Consider the following 17800-nt stretch of genomic DNA (forward strand, 5'->3'; position numbering starts at 1 on the left):
TAACCTCGCTCTTACAGATCTGCAGCTGTGGGAGCAAGGCTTGCCGGCGAAGCTTTTAACGCACAAAAAAAGCACCCCGCAGGGAACTTTTTTTATTGCAGCAACCGATCAGCGCTTGAGCGAAGCCGGCAGGTGCGGCTGGATCGCGGTCAGCACGGCCTTGAAGCACTTGGTGTTACCGGCAACGATGTGACCCTTTTCCAGGAAGTCGTGACCGCCGGTGAAGTCGCTTACCAGGCCGCCGGCTTCTTGAATCAGCAGCACGCCTGCGGCCATGTCCCATTCCGACAGGCCCGACTCCCAGAATGCATCGAAGCGACCGGCCGCCACGTAGGCCAGGTCCAGGCTGGCGGCACCAGCGCGGCGGATGCCGGCGGTCTGGCCGACCAGCGCGCGGAACATGCCCAGGTAGTTGTCGAGGTTGTCCATCTGGTCGTCGCGGAACGGGAAGCCAGTGCCCAGCAGCGCGCCATCAAGGCTGGTGCGGGGGCTGACGCGCAGGCGACGGCCGTTGAGTTGTGCGCCGCGGCCGCGGCTGGCGGTGAATTCTTCCTGGCGCACTGGATCCAGCACCACGGCGTGTTCCAGGCGGCCGCGATACTTGCACGCGATGCTCACGGCAAAGTGCGGTACGCCGCGCAGGAAGTTGGTGGTGCCGTCCAGCGGGTCGATGATCCACAGGTACTCTTCACCTTCGATGCCGGTGCCGGCGTGCAGGCCGGTTTCTTCACCGCGGATCGAATGGTTCGGGTACGCCTTGCGCAGGATGTCGATGATTTTCTGCTCGGCGGCGCGATCGACTTCGGACACGTAGTCCTTGGCGTCTTTCTCATCGACCTTGATGGTATCCAGGCGCTCGATGGAGCGGAAAATCAATTCGCTGGCGCTGCGGGCGGCGCGCAGCGCGATAGTCAGCATGGGCTGCATGGAGGTTTCACCTAAGGTCGTTAAAGAAAGCCGGACATTCTAACAGAAAAGTTTCCCTGAAGAAGGGCGACGTGCGCATTGCGTAGCGCAACCTAGGTGGCTTCTGTAAGATTTGCCTCCTTTGTCCTTGTTCGAGAGCGCTTGCGGTGCTGGAAAATATTCGTGTCGTGCTAGTCAATACCAGTCATCCGGGCAATATCGGCGGCGCCGCGCGGGCCATGAAAAACATGGGGCTGTCGCGCCTGGTGCTGGTCGATCCGCAGCAGTTCCCACATCACGAGGCCGACGCACGGGCTTCGGGCGCCAACGATATCCTCGAATCGGCGCAAGTGGTGGCAACGCTTGAGGACGCCCTGGTGGGCTGCAGCCTGGTGCTCGGGACCAGTGCGCGCGATCGTCGAATCCCGTGGCCGCTGCTGGATCCGCGTGAGTGCGGAACCAAATCCGTCGAGGAGGCGGGGCAGGGGCTGGAAGTCGCGTTGGTATTCGGCCGTGAATATGCCGGCCTGACCAACGAGGAGCTGCAACGATGTCACTACCATGTGCATATCCCGTCGAACCCGGATTTCAGTTCGCTCAATCTCGCGGCGGCCGTTCAGGTGCTGGGCTACGAGGTGCGCATGGCGTGGCTGGCGGCCGAGGGGCAGCCGTCCAAGGTCGAGAAGGAAGAGCTCAATGCGCCGGGTAACGACACGCTGTCGACCAGCGACGAGATGGAGCGCTTCTATGGCCAGCTGGAGCAGACATTGGAGGGGATCGGGTTTCTCGATCCATCCAATCCGCGGCATTTGATGGCTCGCCTGCGCCGCCTGTACGGGCGCAGCGCGGTGAGCCGTTCGGAAATGAATATTCTGCGTGGCATTCTCACCGAAACCCAGAAAGTGGTCCGCGGCGAGCCCCACAAGCGTAAGGACAAATGATGTTCGAGCGAGTACGTGAAGATATCCAGAGCGTGTTCCATCGTGACCCGGCGGCGCGCAACGCGTTTGAGGTGCTGACCTGCTATCCGGGGCTGCACGCTATCTGGCTGCATCATGCGGCTCACGCGCTGTGGGCGCGGGATTGGAAGTGGATTGCGCGGATGGTGTCCAATTTCAGCCGCTGGTTGACCGGTATCGAGATTCACCCAGGGGCGAAGGTCGGGCGCAGGTTTTTCATCGACCACGGCATGGGCATCGTCATCGGTGAGACGGTCGAGATCGGCGATGACGTGACGCTGTATCAGGGCGTGACCCTGGGCGGCACCAGCTGGAATGCCGGCAAGCGCCATCCGACGCTGGAAGACGGTGTGGTGGTGGGTGCCGGGGCCAAGGTGCTAGGGCCGTTCACGGTCGGCGCCGGGGCCAAGATCGGCTCCAACGCCGTGGTCACCAAAGCGGTACCAGCCGGCGCCACTGCGGTGGGTATTCCGGGGCGAATCATCACCCGTACCGACGCGGTGCAGGACGCCAACCGCAAGGCCATGGCCGAAAAGATCGGCTTTGAGGCCTATGGGGTGAGCGAGGACATGCCTGATCCGATCGCCAAGGCTATCGGGCAGTTGCTGGATCATCTGCATGCGGTGGATGGTCGTCTGGAAGGGATGTGCGACGCGCTAGGCAAGCTCGACAGTGATTATCACGCCAAGGAGCTGCCCGAGCTGCGTGATGAAGACTTCGAGTGCGTGCAAGAGCAAGAGCGCAAAGCTCAGGCTTGAATCGCCGTTATCAGGGGCGGTGTCTTTGATGGCACCGACTTGGGTCTGATGCCTGCCATCTCCCCAAGGCGACCATTAGTTTGCTATCATCCGGCCGCCGTTTACCCCGCAATCCCGAGTAAAACGCTTGGTCTTATAGTTGACTAAAACCCTCGGGAATTGCATACTTGACACATGCCGACACTCCATTTCCCTCGTGGTACCCACCATGCGACTGACAACTAAAGGCCGATACGCCGTGACCGCCATGCTCGATCTGGCGTTGCACGCGCAGAAGGGCCCGGTCTCGTTGGCCGACATTTCCGAGCGGCAGGGTATTTCCCTGTCGTACCTCGAGCAGCTGTTCGCCAAATTGCGCCGTCGCAACCTGGTGTCCAGCGTTCGCGGCCCCGGCGGTGGTTACCAGCTCTCCCGGGAAATGGAAGGTATCCAGGTCGCCCAGGTCATCGACGCCGTCAACGAGTCGGTCGATGCCACCCGCTGTCAGGGGCTGGGCGATTGCCATGCCGGAGACACCTGCCTGACCCACCACTTGTGGTGCGACCTCAGCCAGCAGATTCACGAATTCTTGAGCGGTATCAGTCTGGCGGATCTTGTGACTCGCCGTGAGGTGCAAGAAGTCGCCCAGCGTCAGGACCAGCGCCGTTGCAATGGTCGGTCGCCCTTAATGGACAAGATTGAAACGTCCGCCGTCGAATAGCCGCCACTTACGAGCGGTGCTCGAGCCTGATAGGAGATATTCAATGAAGTTGCCAATTTACCTCGATTACTCCGCGACCACTCCGGTTGATCCGCGTGTCGCGCAAAAAATGATCGAATGCCTGACTGTCGAAGGTAACTTCGGCAACCCGGCTTCGCGCTCCCACGTGTTTGGCTGGAAAGCCGAAGAAGCGGTCGAGAACGCCCGTCGCCAGGTCGCTGACCTGGTCAACGCCGATCCCCGCGAAATCGTCTGGACCAGCGGTGCCACCGAGTCCGACAACCTGGCCATCAAGGGTGTCGCGCACTTCTACAGCACCAAGGGCAAGCACATCATCACCACCAAGATCGAGCACAAGGCGGTCCTGGACACCACGCGTCAACTGGAGCGTGAAGGTTTCGAGATCACCTACATCGAGCCGCGCGAAGATGGCCTGGTGACTGCCGAGATGATCGAAGCGGTCATGCGTGACGACACCATCCTGGTTTCGGTGATTCACGTGAACAACGAAATCGGCGTCATCAACGACATCGCCGCCATTGGCGAGCTGACCCGCTCGCGCGGCGTGCTGTTCCATGTCGATGCTGCGCAGTCTACCGGCAAGGTCGCTATCGACCTGGCCGCCCTCAAGGTCGACCTGATGTCGTTCTCGGCCCACAAGACCTACGGCCCTAAAGGCATTGGCGCGCTCTACGTCAGCCGTAAGCCGCGCGTACGTCTTGAAGCAGCCATGCACGGCGGCGGTCACGAGCGCGGTATGCGTTCCGGCACTCTGGCCACTCACCAGATCGTTGGCATGGGTGAAGCTTTCGCCGTCGCTAAAGCCGAAATGGCCAGCGAAAACGTCCGCATCAAGGCCCTCAGCGACCGCTTCTACAAGCAGGTCGAACACCTTGAAGAGCTGTACGTCAACGGCAGCATGACTGCCCGCGTACCGCACAACCTGAACCTGAGCTTCAACTACGTCGAAGGCGAATCGCTGATCATGGCCCTCAAGGACCTGGCAGTGTCTTCGGGTTCGGCGTGCACCTCGGCATCCCTGGAGCCTTCGTACGTACTGCGCGCCCTGGGCCGCAACGACGAACTGGCGCACAGCTCGATCCGTTTCACCTTCGGCCGTTTCACCACCGAAGAAGACGTCGACTATGCCGCTGCCAAGGTCTGCGAGGCCGTCACCAAGCTGCGCGCTCTGTCGCCGCTGTGGGACATGTACAAAGACGGCGTCGACATTTCGAAAATCGAGTGGGCGGCGCACTAAATAGCCGTCGCCAAGAACGGCTCTCTGATGAGTGAGGATTAAGTACCATGGCTTACAGCGAAAAGGTCATCGACCACTACGAAAACCCGCGCAACGTCGGCAAGATGGACGCTGAAGACGCGGACGTCGGCACCGGCATGGTCGGTGCTCCGGCATGCGGCGACGTCATGCGCTTGCAGATCCGCGTCAACGACGCGGGGATCATCGAAGACGCCAAGTTCAAGACCTACGGCTGCGGTTCGGCCATTGCCTCCAGCTCCCTCGCTACCGAGTGGATGAAGGGCAAGTCCCTGGACGAAGCCGTGACCATCAGCAACACCCAGCTGGCCGAAGAACTGGCCTTGCCGCCGGTCAAGATCCACTGCTCTGTACTCGCTGAGGACGCTATCAAGGCGGCCGTCAAGGATTACAAGCAGAAGAAAGGCTTGATCTAAGCTCGGGCACGCAACGTAACTGGCAACTAACAGTTAAGGAACCACGATGGCTATCAGCATGACAGAAGCCGCCGCCAACCACGTCCGCCGCTCCCTCGCGGGCCGCGGCAAGGGCGACGGTATCCGCCTGGGTGTACGCACCACCGGTTGCTCGGGGCTCGCCTACGTCCTGGAGTTCGTTGACGCGGCAGACAGCGAAGACGAAGTCTTCGAGAACCACGGCGTCAAGGTGATCATCGATCCCAAAAGCCTGGTCTATCTCGACGGCACCGAGCTGGATTTCGTCAAGGAAGGGTTGAACGAAGGCTTCAAGTTCAACAATCCCAACGTGCGCGGTGAGTGTGGCTGCGGCGAAAGCTTCAACATCTGAGGCTGATAGCTGTGGGTACTCCTTGCCATTACGCCTTGTTCGACTTGCAGCCGGCTTTCAAGCTGGATCTCGAGCAGTTGGCCGTTCGTTATCGCGAACTCGCGCGTGAAGTTCACCCTGATCGCTTTGCCGACGCACCCGAGCGTGAGCAGCGTCAGGCCCTGGAGAAGTCGGCTGGCCTGAACGAGGCCTACCAGACACTCAAGAACGCCCCCAAGCGTGCTCGCTATCTGCTGTCCATCAGCGGCCCGGAAGTGCCCCAGGAAGTCACGGTGCACGACCCGGAGTTCCTGATGCAGCAGCTGGAGCTGCGCGAGGAGCTCGAAGACCTGCAGGACAACGCCGATGTGGCGGGTGTCGCAGTCTTCAAGCGGCGTTTGAAGGTGGCCCAGGACGAACTCAACGACAGCTTCGCCGCTTGTTGGGATGATGCAGCGCAACGTGAACAGGCCGAACGCCTGATGCGGCGCATGCAGTTCCTCGACAAGCTCTCTTACGAAGTGCGCCAGCTCGAAGAGCGCCTCGACGATTAACCCAGTGTGGCTCCGGTTGCACCCCTGATATTCAGATAAGCATGGCCCTACTGCAGATTGCCGAACCCGGCCAGAGTCCCCAACCGCACCAGCGTCGTCTGGCGGTCGGGATCGACCTGGGCACTACCAACTCGCTGGTCGCCGCATTGCGCAGCGGCCTGTCCGAACCGCTGGCTGACGCGCAGGGGCAGGTCATTCTGCCGTCTGCCGTGCGCTACCACGCCGATCGCGTCGAAGTCGGCGCCAGCGCCAAGGCTGCCGCCGCGCAAGACCCGCTGAACACCGTGATGTCGGTCAAGCGCTTGATGGGGCGCGGTCTCGCCGACGTCAAGCAGCTGGGCGATCAGCTGCCTTACCGCTTTGTCGGTGGTGAGTCGCACATGCCGTTCATCGAGACCGTGCAGGGTGCCAAGAGTCCGGTGGAAGTCTCCGCCGAGATCCTCAAGGTGCTGCGCCAGCGCGCCGAAGCCGCCTTGGGTGGCGAGCTGGTGGGTGCGGTGATCACCGTGCCGGCGTATTTCGACGATGCGCAGCGTCAGGCTACCAAAGATGCCGCCAAGCTGGCCGGTCTCACCGTACTGCGCCTGCTCAACGAGCCGACAGCTGCGGCCGTCGCCTATGGCCTGGACCAACACGCCGAAGGCCTGGTGGCCATCTATGACCTGGGTGGCGGTACCTTCGACATTTCCATTCTGCGCCTGACCGGCGGCGTCTTCGAAGTGCTCGCGACCGGTGGCGACAGTGCCTTGGGCGGCGATGACTTCGACCATGCTATCGCTGGCTGGATCGTGGAGCAGGCCGGTTTGTCGGCCGATCTCGACCCCGGCGTCCAGCGCTCGTTGCTGCAGGCCGCCTGCGCCGCCAAGGAAGCCCTGACCGATGTCGACAGCGTCGACGTCGTTTACGGTGACTGGCAGGCCGCGCTGACCCGCGAGCATTTCAATGGCCTGATCGAAAGCATGGTCGCGCGCAGCCTCAAGGCGTGCCGACGTGCGGTGCGTGATTCGGGCATCGAGCTTGAAGACGTGGCCGCCGTGGTCATGGTCGGTGGCTCGACCCGCGTGCCGCGGGTGCGCGAAGCTGTGGCCGAGGCCTTTGGTCGCCAGCCGCTGACCGAGATTGATCCGGATCAAGTGGTGGCCATCGGCGCCGCGATCCAGGCCGATACCTTGGCCGGCAACAAGCGCGACGGTGGCGAGCTGCTGCTGCTCGACGTCATCCCGCTGTCCCTGGGGCTTGAGACCATGGGCGGGCTGATGGAAAAGGTGATTCCGCGCAACACCACGATCCCGGTCGCCCGCGCTCAGGACTTCACTACCTATAAAGACGGCCAGTCGGCCATGATGATTCACGTGCTGCAAGGCGAGCGTGAATTGATCAGCGACTGCCGTTCGCTGGCACGCTTCGAATTGCGTGGCATCCCGGCCATGGTCGCCGGTGCGGCGAAGATCCGTGTGACCTTCCAGGTCGACGCCGACGGTCTGCTCAGCGTTTCGGCACGCGAGCTGGGTTCGGGCGTCGAAGCCAGCATCCAGGTCAAACCGTCCTACGGTCTGACCGATGGCGAAATCGCCAAAATGCTCAAGGATTCATTCCAGCACGCCAGCGACGACAAGGTCGCGCGCCAGGTGCGCGAGCATCAGGTCGACGCCGAACGCCTGCTCGAAGCCGTGCAGGCCGCGCTGGACGTAGACGGCGAGCGGCTGCTCGATGAAGAAGAACGCATGGTCATTGGCCTGCAAATGGACGAGTTGCGCGCCCTGATAGGCAGCAACGATGGTTCGGCCATCGAACAGCAGACCAAGCTGCTGTCGCAGGTGACCGATGCCTTTGCCGCTCGTCGCATGAACAACGCCGTGAAAGACGCGCTGTCCGGGCGCAACCTGAATGAAATCGAGGAATAATTGATGCCTAAGGTCACTTTTCTACCCCATGCCGAGCATTGTCCCGATGGCATGGTCGTGGAAGCCGAAACCGGGCGATCGATCCTGGATGTAGCGCACGACCACCACATCGAGATCGAAAGCGCCTGCGGCGGGGTGAACGCCTGTACCACCTGCCACTGCGTGATCCGCAAGGGTTTCAATTCGCTGGAAGAGGCGGATGATCTCGAGGAAGACTATCTTGATCGTGCATGGGGCCTCGAACCCACGTCGCGTCTGAGCTGCCAGGCGAAAGTCGGAACCGAAGACATCACTGTCGAAATTCCGAAATACTCGCTCAACCATGCGGCCGAAGCGCCGCACTGACCGAGGGAATGTCATGAGTTACGGTTGGAATGATGTACAGCGGATCGCCGAGGAGCTTGCCGAGCAGCACCCAGGCGTCGATCCGTATTCGGTCAGCTTCCCCAGGTTGCAGAAGCTGATCGAGGAGTTACCAGGATTCGACAAGACTTCTGGCCGGGTCGGCGAGAAGGTGCTCGAAGCGGTTCAACCGCTCTGGGCCGACGAAATAGACTGATAGATTTGCAGGTTAGGCAATACCCGAGAACCCGCGTATAATTCGCGGGTTTAATTTTTCGCAAAATCACGTTTCTGGAGTTTCACATGGCTGTTCAACGTACTTTCTCCATCATCAAGCCTGACGCCGTTGCAAAAAACGTAATCGGCGAGATCACCACTCGTTTCGAAAAGGCCGGCCTGCAAGTCGTCGCTTCGAAACTGAAGCAACTGTCCAAGGCCGAAGCCGAAGGCTTCTACGCTGAGCACAGCGCTCGTGGCTTCTTCGGCGAACTGGTTGCGTTCATGATCTCCGGTCCGGTTGTCGTTCAGGTGCTCGAAGGCGAAAACGCCATCGCCAAGAACCGCGAACTGATGGGCGCTACCAACCCTAAAGAAGCTGCTGCCGGCACCATCCGCGCTGACTTCGCTGATTCCATCGACGCCAACGCTGTTCACGGTTCGGACTCCGAAGCCGCTGCTGCTCGTGAAATCGCTTATTTCTTCGCTGCTACTGAAGTAACCGCTCGTAAAGCCTGAGGCTGTTGAGTGAGGGTGAATCCATGACTGATATGACTGGCAAGACCAACCTGTTGGGGCTGACTCAACCGGAAATGGAAAAGTTCTTCGACTCGATCGGGGAGAAGCGCTTTCGTGCCGGTCAGGTCATGAAATGGATCCACCATTATGGTGTCGATGATTTCGATGCCATGAGCAACGTCAGCAAGGTCCTGCGCGAAAAGCTCAAGGCCTGTGCCGAGGTCCGCGGGCCGGAGGTGGTCAGCGAAGACATCTCCACCGATGGCACCCGTAAATGGGTGGTCCGCGTGGCCTCTGGCAGCTGCGTCGAAACCGTCTACATCCCCCAGGGCAAGCGTGGCACCTTGTGTGTTTCGTCCCAGGCGGGCTGCGCGCTGGATTGCAGTTTCTGCTCCACGGGCAAACAAGGCTTCAACAGCAACCTCACCGCCGCCGAAGTCATCGGTCAGGTGTGGATTGCCAACAAATCCTTCGGCAGTGTCCCGGCGACCGTCGACCGTGCCATCACCAACGTGGTGATGATGGGCATGGGCGAACCGCTGCTGAACTTCGATAACGTCGTTGCCGCCATGCATTTGATGATGGACGACTTCGGCTATGGCATCTCCAAGCGTCGGGTGACTCTGTCCACCTCCGGCGTGGTGCCGATGATCGATGAGCTCTCCAAGCACATCGACGTCTCCCTGGCCCTGTCGCTGCACGCACCCAACGATGCGTTGCGCAACCAACTGGTGCCGATCAACAAGAAGTACCCGCTCAAGGTCCTGCTCGAGTCCTGCCAGCGCTACATGGCGACGCTGGGCGACAAGCGCTACCTGACCATCGAGTACACCCTGCTCAAGGACGTCAACGACCAGCTCGAACATGCGGTAGAAATGGTCGAACTGCTCAAGGATGTGCCGTGCAAGGTCAACCTGATCCCCTTCAACCCGTTCCCTCATTCGGGTTATGAGCGGCCGAGCAACAATGCCATCCGTCGCTTCCAGGATCATTTGCACCAGGCCGGTTTCAATGTCACCGTACGCACCACCCGCGGCGAAGACATCGACGCCGCTTGCGGACAACTGGTCGGCCAGGTAATGGACCGCACTCGCCGTAGCGAACGCTACATTGCTGGACGCGAGTTGAGTGCCGACGCCCAAGCGCAGCTGATTGCCGTCGCTCGGAACTGAAGAGAGGAACTCCATGTCCCTGCGCGCTGCGCTGTTGTTTGTCGTTGTCAGCCTGTTGGCCGGTTGCATAACCACCGGCAAAGTCAATCCCATGACTACCCAGAAGGGCCGCGACGAAGCACGCAGAGCTTATGTGCAACTGGGCATCGGTTATCTGCAGGAAGGCCAGACCGAGCGCGCCAAGGTGCCGTTGCGCAGTGCGCTGGAGCTGGACTCCAGCGATCCCGACGCCAATGCCGCGCTGGCGTTGGTGTTCCAGAGCGAGGGCGAGAACGAGCTGGCCGAGGAGCATTTTCGCAAGGCGATCGCCAAAAGCGATGGCGATGCCCGGATCCTCAACAATTACGGCAGCTTCCTTTACGAACAAAAGCGTTACAAGGACGCTTACGCAATGTTCCAGAAAGCCGCAGGCGATCCCCTGTATCCTGAGCGCTCGCGGGTGTTCGAGAACATCGGCCTGACCGCATTGGCCCTGGGCAATCGCGTCGAGGCCCAGGAGAGTCTGGTCAAGGCCCTGCGTCTGAACCCCGATCAACCACGGGCGTTGCTGGAATTGGCAGAAATTTCATATGACACCCAGCAATATGTCCCTGCTCGCGGCTACTATGAGCGGTTCACCCAGCTCAGTGAGCAAAACGCGCGCAGCCTGTTGTTGGGCATGCGTCTGGCGAAGATTTTCGATGACAAGGACAAAGCCGCGAGTTTTGCCCTGCAGTTGAGAAGACTCTACCCCGGTACCCCGGAATATCAGCAATACCTGTCGGAGCAAAGATGAAAGCGGCGCATCCCGAAGTTGTAGCAGGCACTTTCGCCCATCCCGGTGAAGTCTTGCGTCAGGCCCGTGAAGACAAAGGCTGGTCGCAGAGCGATGTGGCAGTCAGGCTGAATCTGACGGTGTCCTCCCTCAACAACCTTGAGACCGGCGCCTTCGACAAGCTGCCAGGCCATACCTTCGCTCGTGGGTATATCCGAGCCTATGCCAAACTGCTCGGCATGGACCAGACCCCTCTGGTGCAGGCCTTCGACCAGGCCACCGGTACCAATGCCCAGGGCAGCAATGTCCATGGGCTGGGTCGTATCGAAGAGCCCGTACGCCTGTCCCACAATATTCTGCGCATCGTCAGCCTGTTGCTGCTGATCCTGGTGATCGGCGGCGGTTTCCTCTGGTGGCAGGATCAAGCCGGCCAGCGCGGCAAAGACCAAAACGCCGCGGCCATCGATCATGTGGAAGTCGAAGGCGCCGATGGCACCACCCGCGTACACCCGATTGACGAGCCGCAAGTGCCGGCCACCGCACCGACCGCGACACCCGGCCAGCCCAATGCGTTGGCGCTGCCGCAAGGCGTGCCGCCGGTCGATCCGGCCACCACGGGTACGCCTGCATCGCCTGCCAGCCAGGCGGCGACCGCTGCCCCGACGACGGGTTCGGCGCTGCCGCTCAATCCGGCCACGCATGCGCCTGGAGCCGCTACTGCACCGGCGGCGACCGCCGCGACCACTCCGGCATCGACCGCTCATGTGCCGCCGGCCAATACCCCGTTCGCGCCATCGGCCCCAGCCGCACCGGATGTGCAAGCACCGGTGGCAGGCGCGGGGCAGGTCAATATTCAATTTGTGGCCGACTGCTGGACGCAAGTCACCGACGGCACCGGCAAGGTGCTGGTCAGCGGCCTCAAGCGTACCGGCGATACCCTCGACCTGAGCGGCAAGCCACCGTTTGCCGTGCGTCTGGGCTTCGCCAAAGGCGCCCAGATCACTTACAACGGTGAGGCTGTGGACGTCGCCAAATACACCTCCGGGCAAACTGCACGCCTGAAACTGGGGCAATAAATCATGCACGGCGAATCACCTATCAAGCGTCGCGTATCTCGCAAGATCTGGGTTGGCTCGGTTCCGGTCGGTGGCGATGCGCCCATTGCCGTCCAGAGCATGACCAACACCGATACCAACGATGTCGCTGCCACGGTTGCGCAAGTCCAGCGCCTGCAAGACGCCGGCGCCGACATCGTGCGCATCTCGGTACCTGACATGGATGCGGCAGAGGCCTTCGGGCGCATCAAGCTGCTGACCTCGGTGCCACTGGTGGCGGATATCCACTTCGATTACAAGATCGCCCTGCGCGTCGCCGAGTTGGGCGTCGATTGCCTGCGCATCAACCCCGGCAACATCGGTCGCGAAGACCGCGTGCGTGCCGTGGTCGACGCCGCTCGTGATCGGGGCATCCCGATCCGCATTGGCGTCAACGCCGGCTCGCTGGAAAAGGACCTGCAAAAGAAATACGGCGAGCCGACGCCCGAGGCGCTGGTCGAGTCCGCTCTGCGCCATGTCGAGCACCTGGCGCGCCTGGACTTTCAGGACTTCAAGGTCAGCGTCAAGGCCTCCGACGTGTTCATGGCCGTCGACGCCTACCGCCTGCTGGCCAAGCAGATCAGCCAGCCGTTGCATTTGGGCATCACCGAAGCCGGTGGTTTGCGCTCAGGCACGGTGAAATCTGCCGTCGGCCTCGGTATGCTGCTGGCCGACGGGATTGGCGATACTATCCGCATCTCGCTGGCGGCGGACCCGGTGGAGGAGGTCAAGGTCGGTTTCGACATTCTCAAGTCCCTGCGCCTGCGCTCGCGTGGCATCAACTTTATCGCCTGCCCGAGCTGCTCGCGGCAGAACTTCGACGTGGTCAAGACCATGAACGAACTCGAGGGTCGCCTCGAAGACCTGCTGGTGCCGCTGGATGTCGCGGTGATCGGTTGTGTCGTCAACGGCCCGGGTGAGGCCAAGGAAGCCCATGTGGGGCTGACCGGCGGCACGCCCAACCTGATTTACATCGACGGCAAGCCGTCGCAGAAGTTGACCAACGACAACCTGGTCGATGAGCTCGAACGGCTCATTCGCCAGAAGGCGGCCGAAAAGGTCGAAGCCGACGCCGCGCTGATCTTGCGCAGCTGATCGGGCCTGTTGATACGTATCGCTAAGGATTTTTTGTGAGTAAGTCTCTGCAAGCCATTCGTGGCATGAACGACATCCTGCCGGAGCAGACGCCACTGTGGCGCTACTTCGAAGGCACCGTGGCCGGTTTGCTGGACAACTACGGCTATCGGCAGATCCGCATGCCGATCGTCGAGTTCACCGAGCTGTTCAAGCGCTCCATCGGCGAAGTCACCGACATCGTCGAAAAAGAGATGTACACCTTCGAAGACCGCAACGGTGATTCCCTCACCCTGCGTCCCGAAGGCACCGCCGCCTGCGTGCGCGCGGCGCTGGAACACGGCATCACTGGTGGTGGCCAGGTGCAGAAGCTCTGGTACATGGGCCCGATGTTCCGCCACGAGCGCCCGCAAAAAGGTCGCTATCGTCAGTTTCACCAGATCGGCCTGGAGGTCTTCAACCTCGAGGGTCCCGATATCGACGCCGAGCTGATCATCCTTACCTGGCGCCTGTGGGCTGCCCTGGGTATTCGCGACGCGGTGACCCTCGAGCTCAACAGCCTGGGCACCAGCGAGTCCCGTGGTCGTTATCGTGAAGCGCTGGTGGAGTTCCTCACCGCGCGACTCGACCAGCTTGACGAAGACAGCCAGCGCCGCCTGAAGACCAACCCGCTGCGCGTGCTCGACACCAAGGACGCCAATACCCAGGCGGCCCTGGTCGGTGCCCCGCAGTTGGCGGACTACCTGGATGACGATTCGCGTACGCACTTCGAGGGCCTCAAGGCGCGTCTCGATGCGGTGGGCATTCCCTACGTGATTAACCCCAAGCTGGTGCGCGGCCTCGATTACTACAGCAAGACCGTGTTCGAATGGGTCACCGACAAGCTCGGCTCCCAGGGCACCGTCTGCGCCGGGGGGCGTTATGATGGTCTGGTCGAGCAGATGGGCGGCAAGCCGACCCCGGGCGTCGGTTTTGCCATGGGTATCGAGCGTCTGATCCTGCTGCTTGAAACCCTCGACAAGGTGCCCGAGTCGATCGCCCGTCAGGTCGATGTCTACCTCTGTGCCTTCGGTGAAGCGGCCGAACTGGCCGGGCTGGCGCTCAGCGAGCGTCTGCGTGATGCTCTGCCGTCGCTGCGCCTGCAGGTCAACGCCGGTGCCGGCAGCTTCAAGAGCCAGTTCAAAAAGGCCGACAAGAGCGGCGCCCTCTACGCGCTGATCCTGGGTGACGACGAGATGGCTGCGCAGACCGTTGGCGTCAAGCCGCTGCGTGGTCAGGGCGAACAACAAAACATTGCCTGGGATGCTCTCGCCGAGCATCTGGCGACTCACGTCGCCCAGGGTTGAAGCTGTTTCAACAGCCGAATTCGCGAAATAGGAGTATTGGGGTGTCAGGTACTGAAGATGAACAGCTCACCGAGTTGAAAGACTGGTGGCAGCGTAATGGCAAACCCTTGGTCACCGGCGGCCTGTTGGCCCTGGTGGTGGTATTTGGCTGGCAGGCCTGGCACCGATACCAGACCAATCAGGCCCAGGGTGCTTCGAATCTGTATCAGCAGCTGCTGGAGACCACGCTGAACCCGAGCGGCAAGCCGGACACCGCCCAGGTGGCCGACCTGGCCAACAAGCTCAAGACCGACTTCGGCGGTACGGCGTATGCCCAGTACGGCAGCCTGTTCGTGGCCAAAGTGGCGGTGGACAACAACAAGCTCGACGATGCGGCAGCCGAACTGCGCGCCATCGTCGACAAGCCGTTCAACCCGACCTTGGGTGAAGTCGCACGCCAGCGCCTGGCCCAGGTGCTGGGTGCGCAGAACAAGGCCGCCGATGGCCTGAAACTGCTCGACGGCGATGCCGACAAGTCGTTCCTGGCCGCCCGTGAAGAACTGCGCGGCGACCTGCTGGTTCAGCTGGGTCGTGGCGACGAAGCGTTTACTGCCTATCAGAAGGCCAAGGCTGCACTGTCTGACGACGCTGCGGTCGGTAGCCTGCAAATCAAGCTGGACGACCTGGCCAAAGGGGATGCGTGACGTGATTCGTTGGAAACATGCAGCATTGCTGGCTCTGGCCGTTTTGGCCGCGGGTTGCAGCAGCAACAGCAAAAAAGAACTGCCACCGGCCGAACTCACCGATTTCAAAGAAGAAGTCGTGTTGCAGAAGCAGTGGAGCACCTCGATCGGTGACGGGCAGGGCGAAACCTACAACATGCTGGTGCCAGCGGTTGATGGTGGCACGATTTACGCGGCCGACGTGAATGGCGAAGTCTTTTCGCTGAACCGCGCGACCGGCGACGTGAACTGGAAGAAGAAGCTCAAGCTGCCGGTCTCCGGGGCTGTGGGTGTAGGCTCCGGGTTGGTCATGATCGGTACTATCGCCGGTGAAGTGATCGCGCTCGACGCCAGCAATGGTGAAGAGAAGTGGCGCGCTCGCGTGTCCAGCGAAGTGCTCGCGCCGCCTGCCAACAACGGTGATCTGGTCGTCGTGCAGACCCAGGACGATAAAGTCTTCGGTATCGATGCGGCCACCGGTACTCAGCGCTGGATGTATGACAGCACCCCGGCGGTCCTGACTCTGCGTGGCACGGGTGCTCCGCTGGTGACCAGCCGCCTGGCGATCGCTGGGCTGTCCAACGGCAAGGTCGTCGGCCTGGATACCCAGAACGGCGTGCCGGTCTGGGAAACCCCGGTCGCCGTGCCTCAGGGGCGCTCGGAGCTCGAGCGTGTGGTCGATATCGATGGCGGTCTGCTGCTGTCGGGCAGCACCCTGTACGTGACCAGCTATCAGGGCCGTATGGCCGGCCTCGATCTGGACTCCGGGCGTATCCTCTGGCAGCGTGATGCATCGAGCTATGCCGGTGTCGCCGAGGGCTTTGGTAACGTCTACGTGGCATTGGCGAGCGGCACCGTTGAAGGTGTCGACGAGCGCAGCACCACGGCGTTGTGGAGCAACGATAAACTGGCCCGCCGCCAGCTGTCGGCCCCTGAAGTGTTCTCAAGCTATGTGGCTGTCGGCGACATGGAAGGGTATCTGCACCTGCTGAGCCAGGTCGACGGACGCTTCGTCGGCCGTATCCGTATCGACAGCGACGGCCTGCGTGCGCGTCCGCTGGTGGTCGGCGATACAATCTACGTGTTTGGCAACAGCGGCAAGCTCGAGGCGCTGACCATCAAGCAGTAGGTTGCGTCTATGCTTGAGGTCAAGGTATGGCCTCAAGGAGCCCCGTTCACCGGGGCTTGCGGCACCTACCGTGCCGCTCCGAATTCCGGCCGCTGCCCTGCAGCGGCTTTTGTATTTTCTGAATTAACGAAGTGGAGAGCCGCATGGTTCCCGTAATCGCCCTGGTGGGTCGACCGAACGTCGGCAAGTCCACCATGTTCAACCGCCTGACCAAGAGCCGCGACGCTATTGTCGGTGATCTCTCTGGCCTGACCCGTGATCGCCAATACGGTGAGGCGCGCTGGCAAGGGCGTTCCTACATCCTGGTCGACACCGGTGGTATTTCCGGTGACGAACACGGCATGGACGAAAAAATGGCCGAGCAGTCACTGCTGGCCATCGAAGAAGCCGATGTGGTGCTGTTCCTGGTGGACGCCCGCGCCGGCTTCACCGCAGCCGATCAGATGATCGGCGAGCACTTGCGCAAGCGTAACAAGCGCTCCTTGCTGGTGGCCAACAAGGTCGACAACGTCGACCCGGAAATGGCCCGCGCCGAATTCGCTCCGCTGGGCATGGGCGATGCCATCCCGGTGGCCGGTGCTCAAGGTCGCGGTATCAACGCCTTGCTCGAAGCCGCCCTTGGTGAATTCCCCCGCGACGTCGAAGAGGACCTCAACGCTGACGTGAAGGAAGGCGAGGAGGCCGTGTTGATCCCTGGCCCGAGCGAGAAGGATGGCATCAAGATCGCCATCATCGGTCGCCCGAACGTCGGCAAGTCGACTCTGGTCAACCGCATGCTCGGTGAAGACCGGGTGATCGTCTATGACGAGCCGGGCACCACTCGCGACAGTATCTACATCCCGTTCGAGCGTAACGAAGAGAAGTACACCCTTATCGACACCGCCGGGGTGCGCAAGCGCGGCAAGATCCACGAAGAGGTCGAGAAGTTCTCGGTGGTCAAGACGTTGCAGGCCATCAAGGACGCCAACGTGGTGATTTTCGTCATGGACGCCCGTGAAGGCGTGGTCGACCACGACCTCAACCTGCTGGGCTTCGCCCTCGAAGCCGGTCGCGCTATCGTCATCGCGCTGAACAAGTGGGATGGCATGCTGCCGAGCGAGCGCGACTACGTGAAGACCGAGCTGGAACGTCGGTTGTTCTTCGTCAGCTTCGCCGATATCCACTTCATTTCGGCGCTGCACGGTACGGGCGTAGGTAATCTGTACGCCTCGGTGCAGAACTCGTTCAAATCCGCCATCACTCGCTGGCCGACCAACCGCCTGACCCAGATCCTCGAAGATGCGGTGCAGGAGCACCAGCCGCCGATGGTCAACAGCCGTCGCATCAAGCTGCGCTATGCCCACCTGGGTGGCGCCAACCCGCCGCTGATCGTGATCCACGGCAACCAGGTCGAGAAGGTGCCCACCTCCTACGTGCGTTACCTGGAGAATACCTACCGCCGGGTGCTGAAGCTGGTTGGTACGCCGATCCGTATCGAGTTCAAGGGCGGCGAGAACCCGTACGAAAAACTCAAGAACACGCTCACCGACCGCCAGGTCAACAAGAAGCGCCGTTTGATGTCGCACCACAAGAAGGCCGACAAGAAGCGCCGCGACAAGCGCTGATTCCAGCCGCACCACACCCTCTGTGGG

At 61.4% G+C, this 17800-nt stretch carries 20 protein-coding genes; 19 read left to right on the forward strand and 1 reads right to left on the reverse strand.

Translation table 11 applies throughout. The annotated features are described in order from the left end of the window. Positions 1-108: 108 nt before the first annotated feature. The gene (gene suhB / locus LIX93_RS06165) at positions 109-927 is read right to left on the reverse strand and encodes an inositol monophosphatase family protein (protein WP_226503131.1); all 819 of its coding nucleotides are present in this window, start codon (positions 925-927) and stop codon (positions 109-111) included. Between the two features lie 146 nt (positions 928-1073). On the opposite strand from suhB, the gene trmJ reads away from it, so the two are divergent. The 19 genes from trmJ to der all read left to right on the forward strand — a co-directional run bounded on the left by trmJ (position 1074) and on the right by der (position 17773). Beyond that, positions 1074-1847, forward strand: a complete 774-nt coding sequence (gene trmJ / locus LIX93_RS06170) for a tRNA (cytosine(32)/uridine(32)-2'-O)-methyltransferase TrmJ (protein WP_226503132.1) — start codon at positions 1074-1076, stop codon at positions 1845-1847. Beyond that, positions 1847-2623 carry a serine O-acetyltransferase gene (gene cysE, locus LIX93_RS06175; protein WP_226503133.1) on the forward strand — a complete coding sequence of 259 codons (777 nt, stop codon included), beginning with the start codon at positions 1847-1849 and terminating at the stop codon, positions 2621-2623. Before trmJ ends, cysE begins: the two co-directional genes overlap by 1 nt. A 208-nt stretch (positions 2624-2831) precedes the next feature. Then, positions 2832-3323 (forward strand): Fe-S cluster assembly transcriptional regulator IscR, encoded by a 492-nt coding sequence (gene iscR, locus LIX93_RS06180; protein ID WP_226503134.1) that lies wholly within the window; start codon positions 2832-2834, stop codon positions 3321-3323. A 43-nt stretch (positions 3324-3366) separates the two neighbouring features. Beyond that, the gene (locus tag LIX93_RS06185) at positions 3367-4581 is read left to right on the forward strand and encodes an IscS subfamily cysteine desulfurase (RefSeq protein WP_226503135.1); all 1215 of its coding nucleotides are present in this window, start codon (positions 3367-3369) and stop codon (positions 4579-4581) included. A 47-nt stretch (positions 4582-4628) separates the two neighbouring features. After that, positions 4629-5015 (forward strand): Fe-S cluster assembly scaffold IscU, encoded by a 387-nt coding sequence (gene iscU / locus LIX93_RS06190; RefSeq protein ID WP_226503136.1) that lies wholly within the window; start codon positions 4629-4631, stop codon positions 5013-5015. A 46-nt stretch (positions 5016-5061) separates the two neighbouring features. Continuing rightward, positions 5062-5385, forward strand: coding sequence for an iron-sulfur cluster assembly protein IscA (iscA, locus tag LIX93_RS06195; protein WP_226503137.1), 324 nt, complete (start codon positions 5062-5064; stop codon positions 5383-5385). 11 nt (positions 5386-5396) lie between these two features. Next, positions 5397-5918 (forward strand): co-chaperone HscB, encoded by a 522-nt coding sequence (gene hscB / locus LIX93_RS06200; RefSeq protein WP_226503138.1) that lies wholly within the window; start codon positions 5397-5399, stop codon positions 5916-5918. Positions 5919-5959: 41 nt separating this feature from the next. Beyond that, entirely contained in the window at positions 5960-7822 is a 1863-nt protein-coding gene (gene hscA, locus LIX93_RS06205) for a Fe-S protein assembly chaperone HscA (RefSeq protein ID WP_226503139.1), read from the forward strand. A gap of 3 nt (positions 7823-7825) precedes the next feature. After that, positions 7826-8167, forward strand: a complete 342-nt coding sequence (fdx, locus tag LIX93_RS06210) for an ISC system 2Fe-2S type ferredoxin (protein WP_226503140.1) — start codon at positions 7826-7828, stop codon at positions 8165-8167. A gap of 13 nt (positions 8168-8180) precedes the next feature. Next, positions 8181-8381: a Fe-S cluster assembly protein IscX gene (gene iscX, locus LIX93_RS06215; protein WP_226503141.1), complete on the forward strand. Its 201-nt coding sequence runs from the start codon at positions 8181-8183 to the stop codon at positions 8379-8381. 86 nt (positions 8382-8467) lie between these two features. Next, entirely contained in the window at positions 8468-8899 is a 432-nt protein-coding gene (gene ndk, locus LIX93_RS06220) for a nucleoside-diphosphate kinase (RefSeq protein WP_226503142.1), read from the forward strand. A gap of 23 nt (positions 8900-8922) precedes the next feature. Then, positions 8923-10071 (forward strand): 23S rRNA (adenine(2503)-C(2))-methyltransferase RlmN, encoded by a 1149-nt coding sequence (gene rlmN / locus LIX93_RS06225; RefSeq protein ID WP_226503143.1) that lies wholly within the window; start codon positions 8923-8925, stop codon positions 10069-10071. A gap of 13 nt (positions 10072-10084) precedes the next feature. Further along, the gene (gene pilW, locus LIX93_RS06230; RefSeq protein WP_226503144.1) at positions 10085-10846 is read left to right on the forward strand and encodes a type IV pilus biogenesis/stability protein PilW; all 762 of its coding nucleotides are present in this window, start codon (positions 10085-10087) and stop codon (positions 10844-10846) included. Next, a complete protein-coding gene (locus tag LIX93_RS06235) occupies positions 10843-11901 on the forward strand; it encodes a RodZ family helix-turn-helix domain-containing protein (RefSeq protein ID WP_226503145.1) in 1059 nt (352 codons plus the stop codon). Before pilW ends, LIX93_RS06235 begins: the two co-directional genes overlap by 4 nt. A gap of 3 nt (positions 11902-11904) precedes the next feature. Beyond that, a complete protein-coding gene (ispG, locus tag LIX93_RS06240; RefSeq protein ID WP_226503146.1) occupies positions 11905-13014 on the forward strand; it encodes a flavodoxin-dependent (E)-4-hydroxy-3-methylbut-2-enyl-diphosphate synthase in 1110 nt (369 codons plus the stop codon). Positions 13015-13049: 35 nt separating this feature from the next. Further along, positions 13050-14339 (forward strand): histidine--tRNA ligase, encoded by a 1290-nt coding sequence (gene hisS / locus LIX93_RS06245; protein ID WP_226503147.1) that lies wholly within the window; start codon positions 13050-13052, stop codon positions 14337-14339. 41 nt (positions 14340-14380) lie between these two features. Beyond that, on the forward strand, positions 14381-15022 hold the full coding sequence (locus LIX93_RS06250) for a tetratricopeptide repeat protein (RefSeq protein WP_226503148.1): 642 nt from the start codon (positions 14381-14383) through the stop codon (positions 15020-15022). Beyond that, a complete protein-coding gene (bamB, locus tag LIX93_RS06255) occupies positions 15015-16169 on the forward strand; it encodes an outer membrane protein assembly factor BamB (RefSeq protein WP_226503149.1) in 1155 nt (384 codons plus the stop codon). Before LIX93_RS06250 ends, bamB begins: the two co-directional genes overlap by 8 nt. Positions 16170-16312: 143 nt before the next feature. Then, complete coding sequence (der, locus tag LIX93_RS06260) at positions 16313-17773, forward strand: ribosome biogenesis GTPase Der (RefSeq protein ID WP_226503150.1); 1461 nt, start codon at positions 16313-16315, stop codon at positions 17771-17773. Positions 17774-17800: the final 27 nt, after the last annotated feature.

The organism is Pseudomonas sp. MWU16-30317 (assembly GCF_020515695.1).
In the GTDB taxonomy this organism is placed as follows: domain Bacteria; phylum Pseudomonadota; class Gammaproteobacteria; order Pseudomonadales; family Pseudomonadaceae; genus Aquipseudomonas.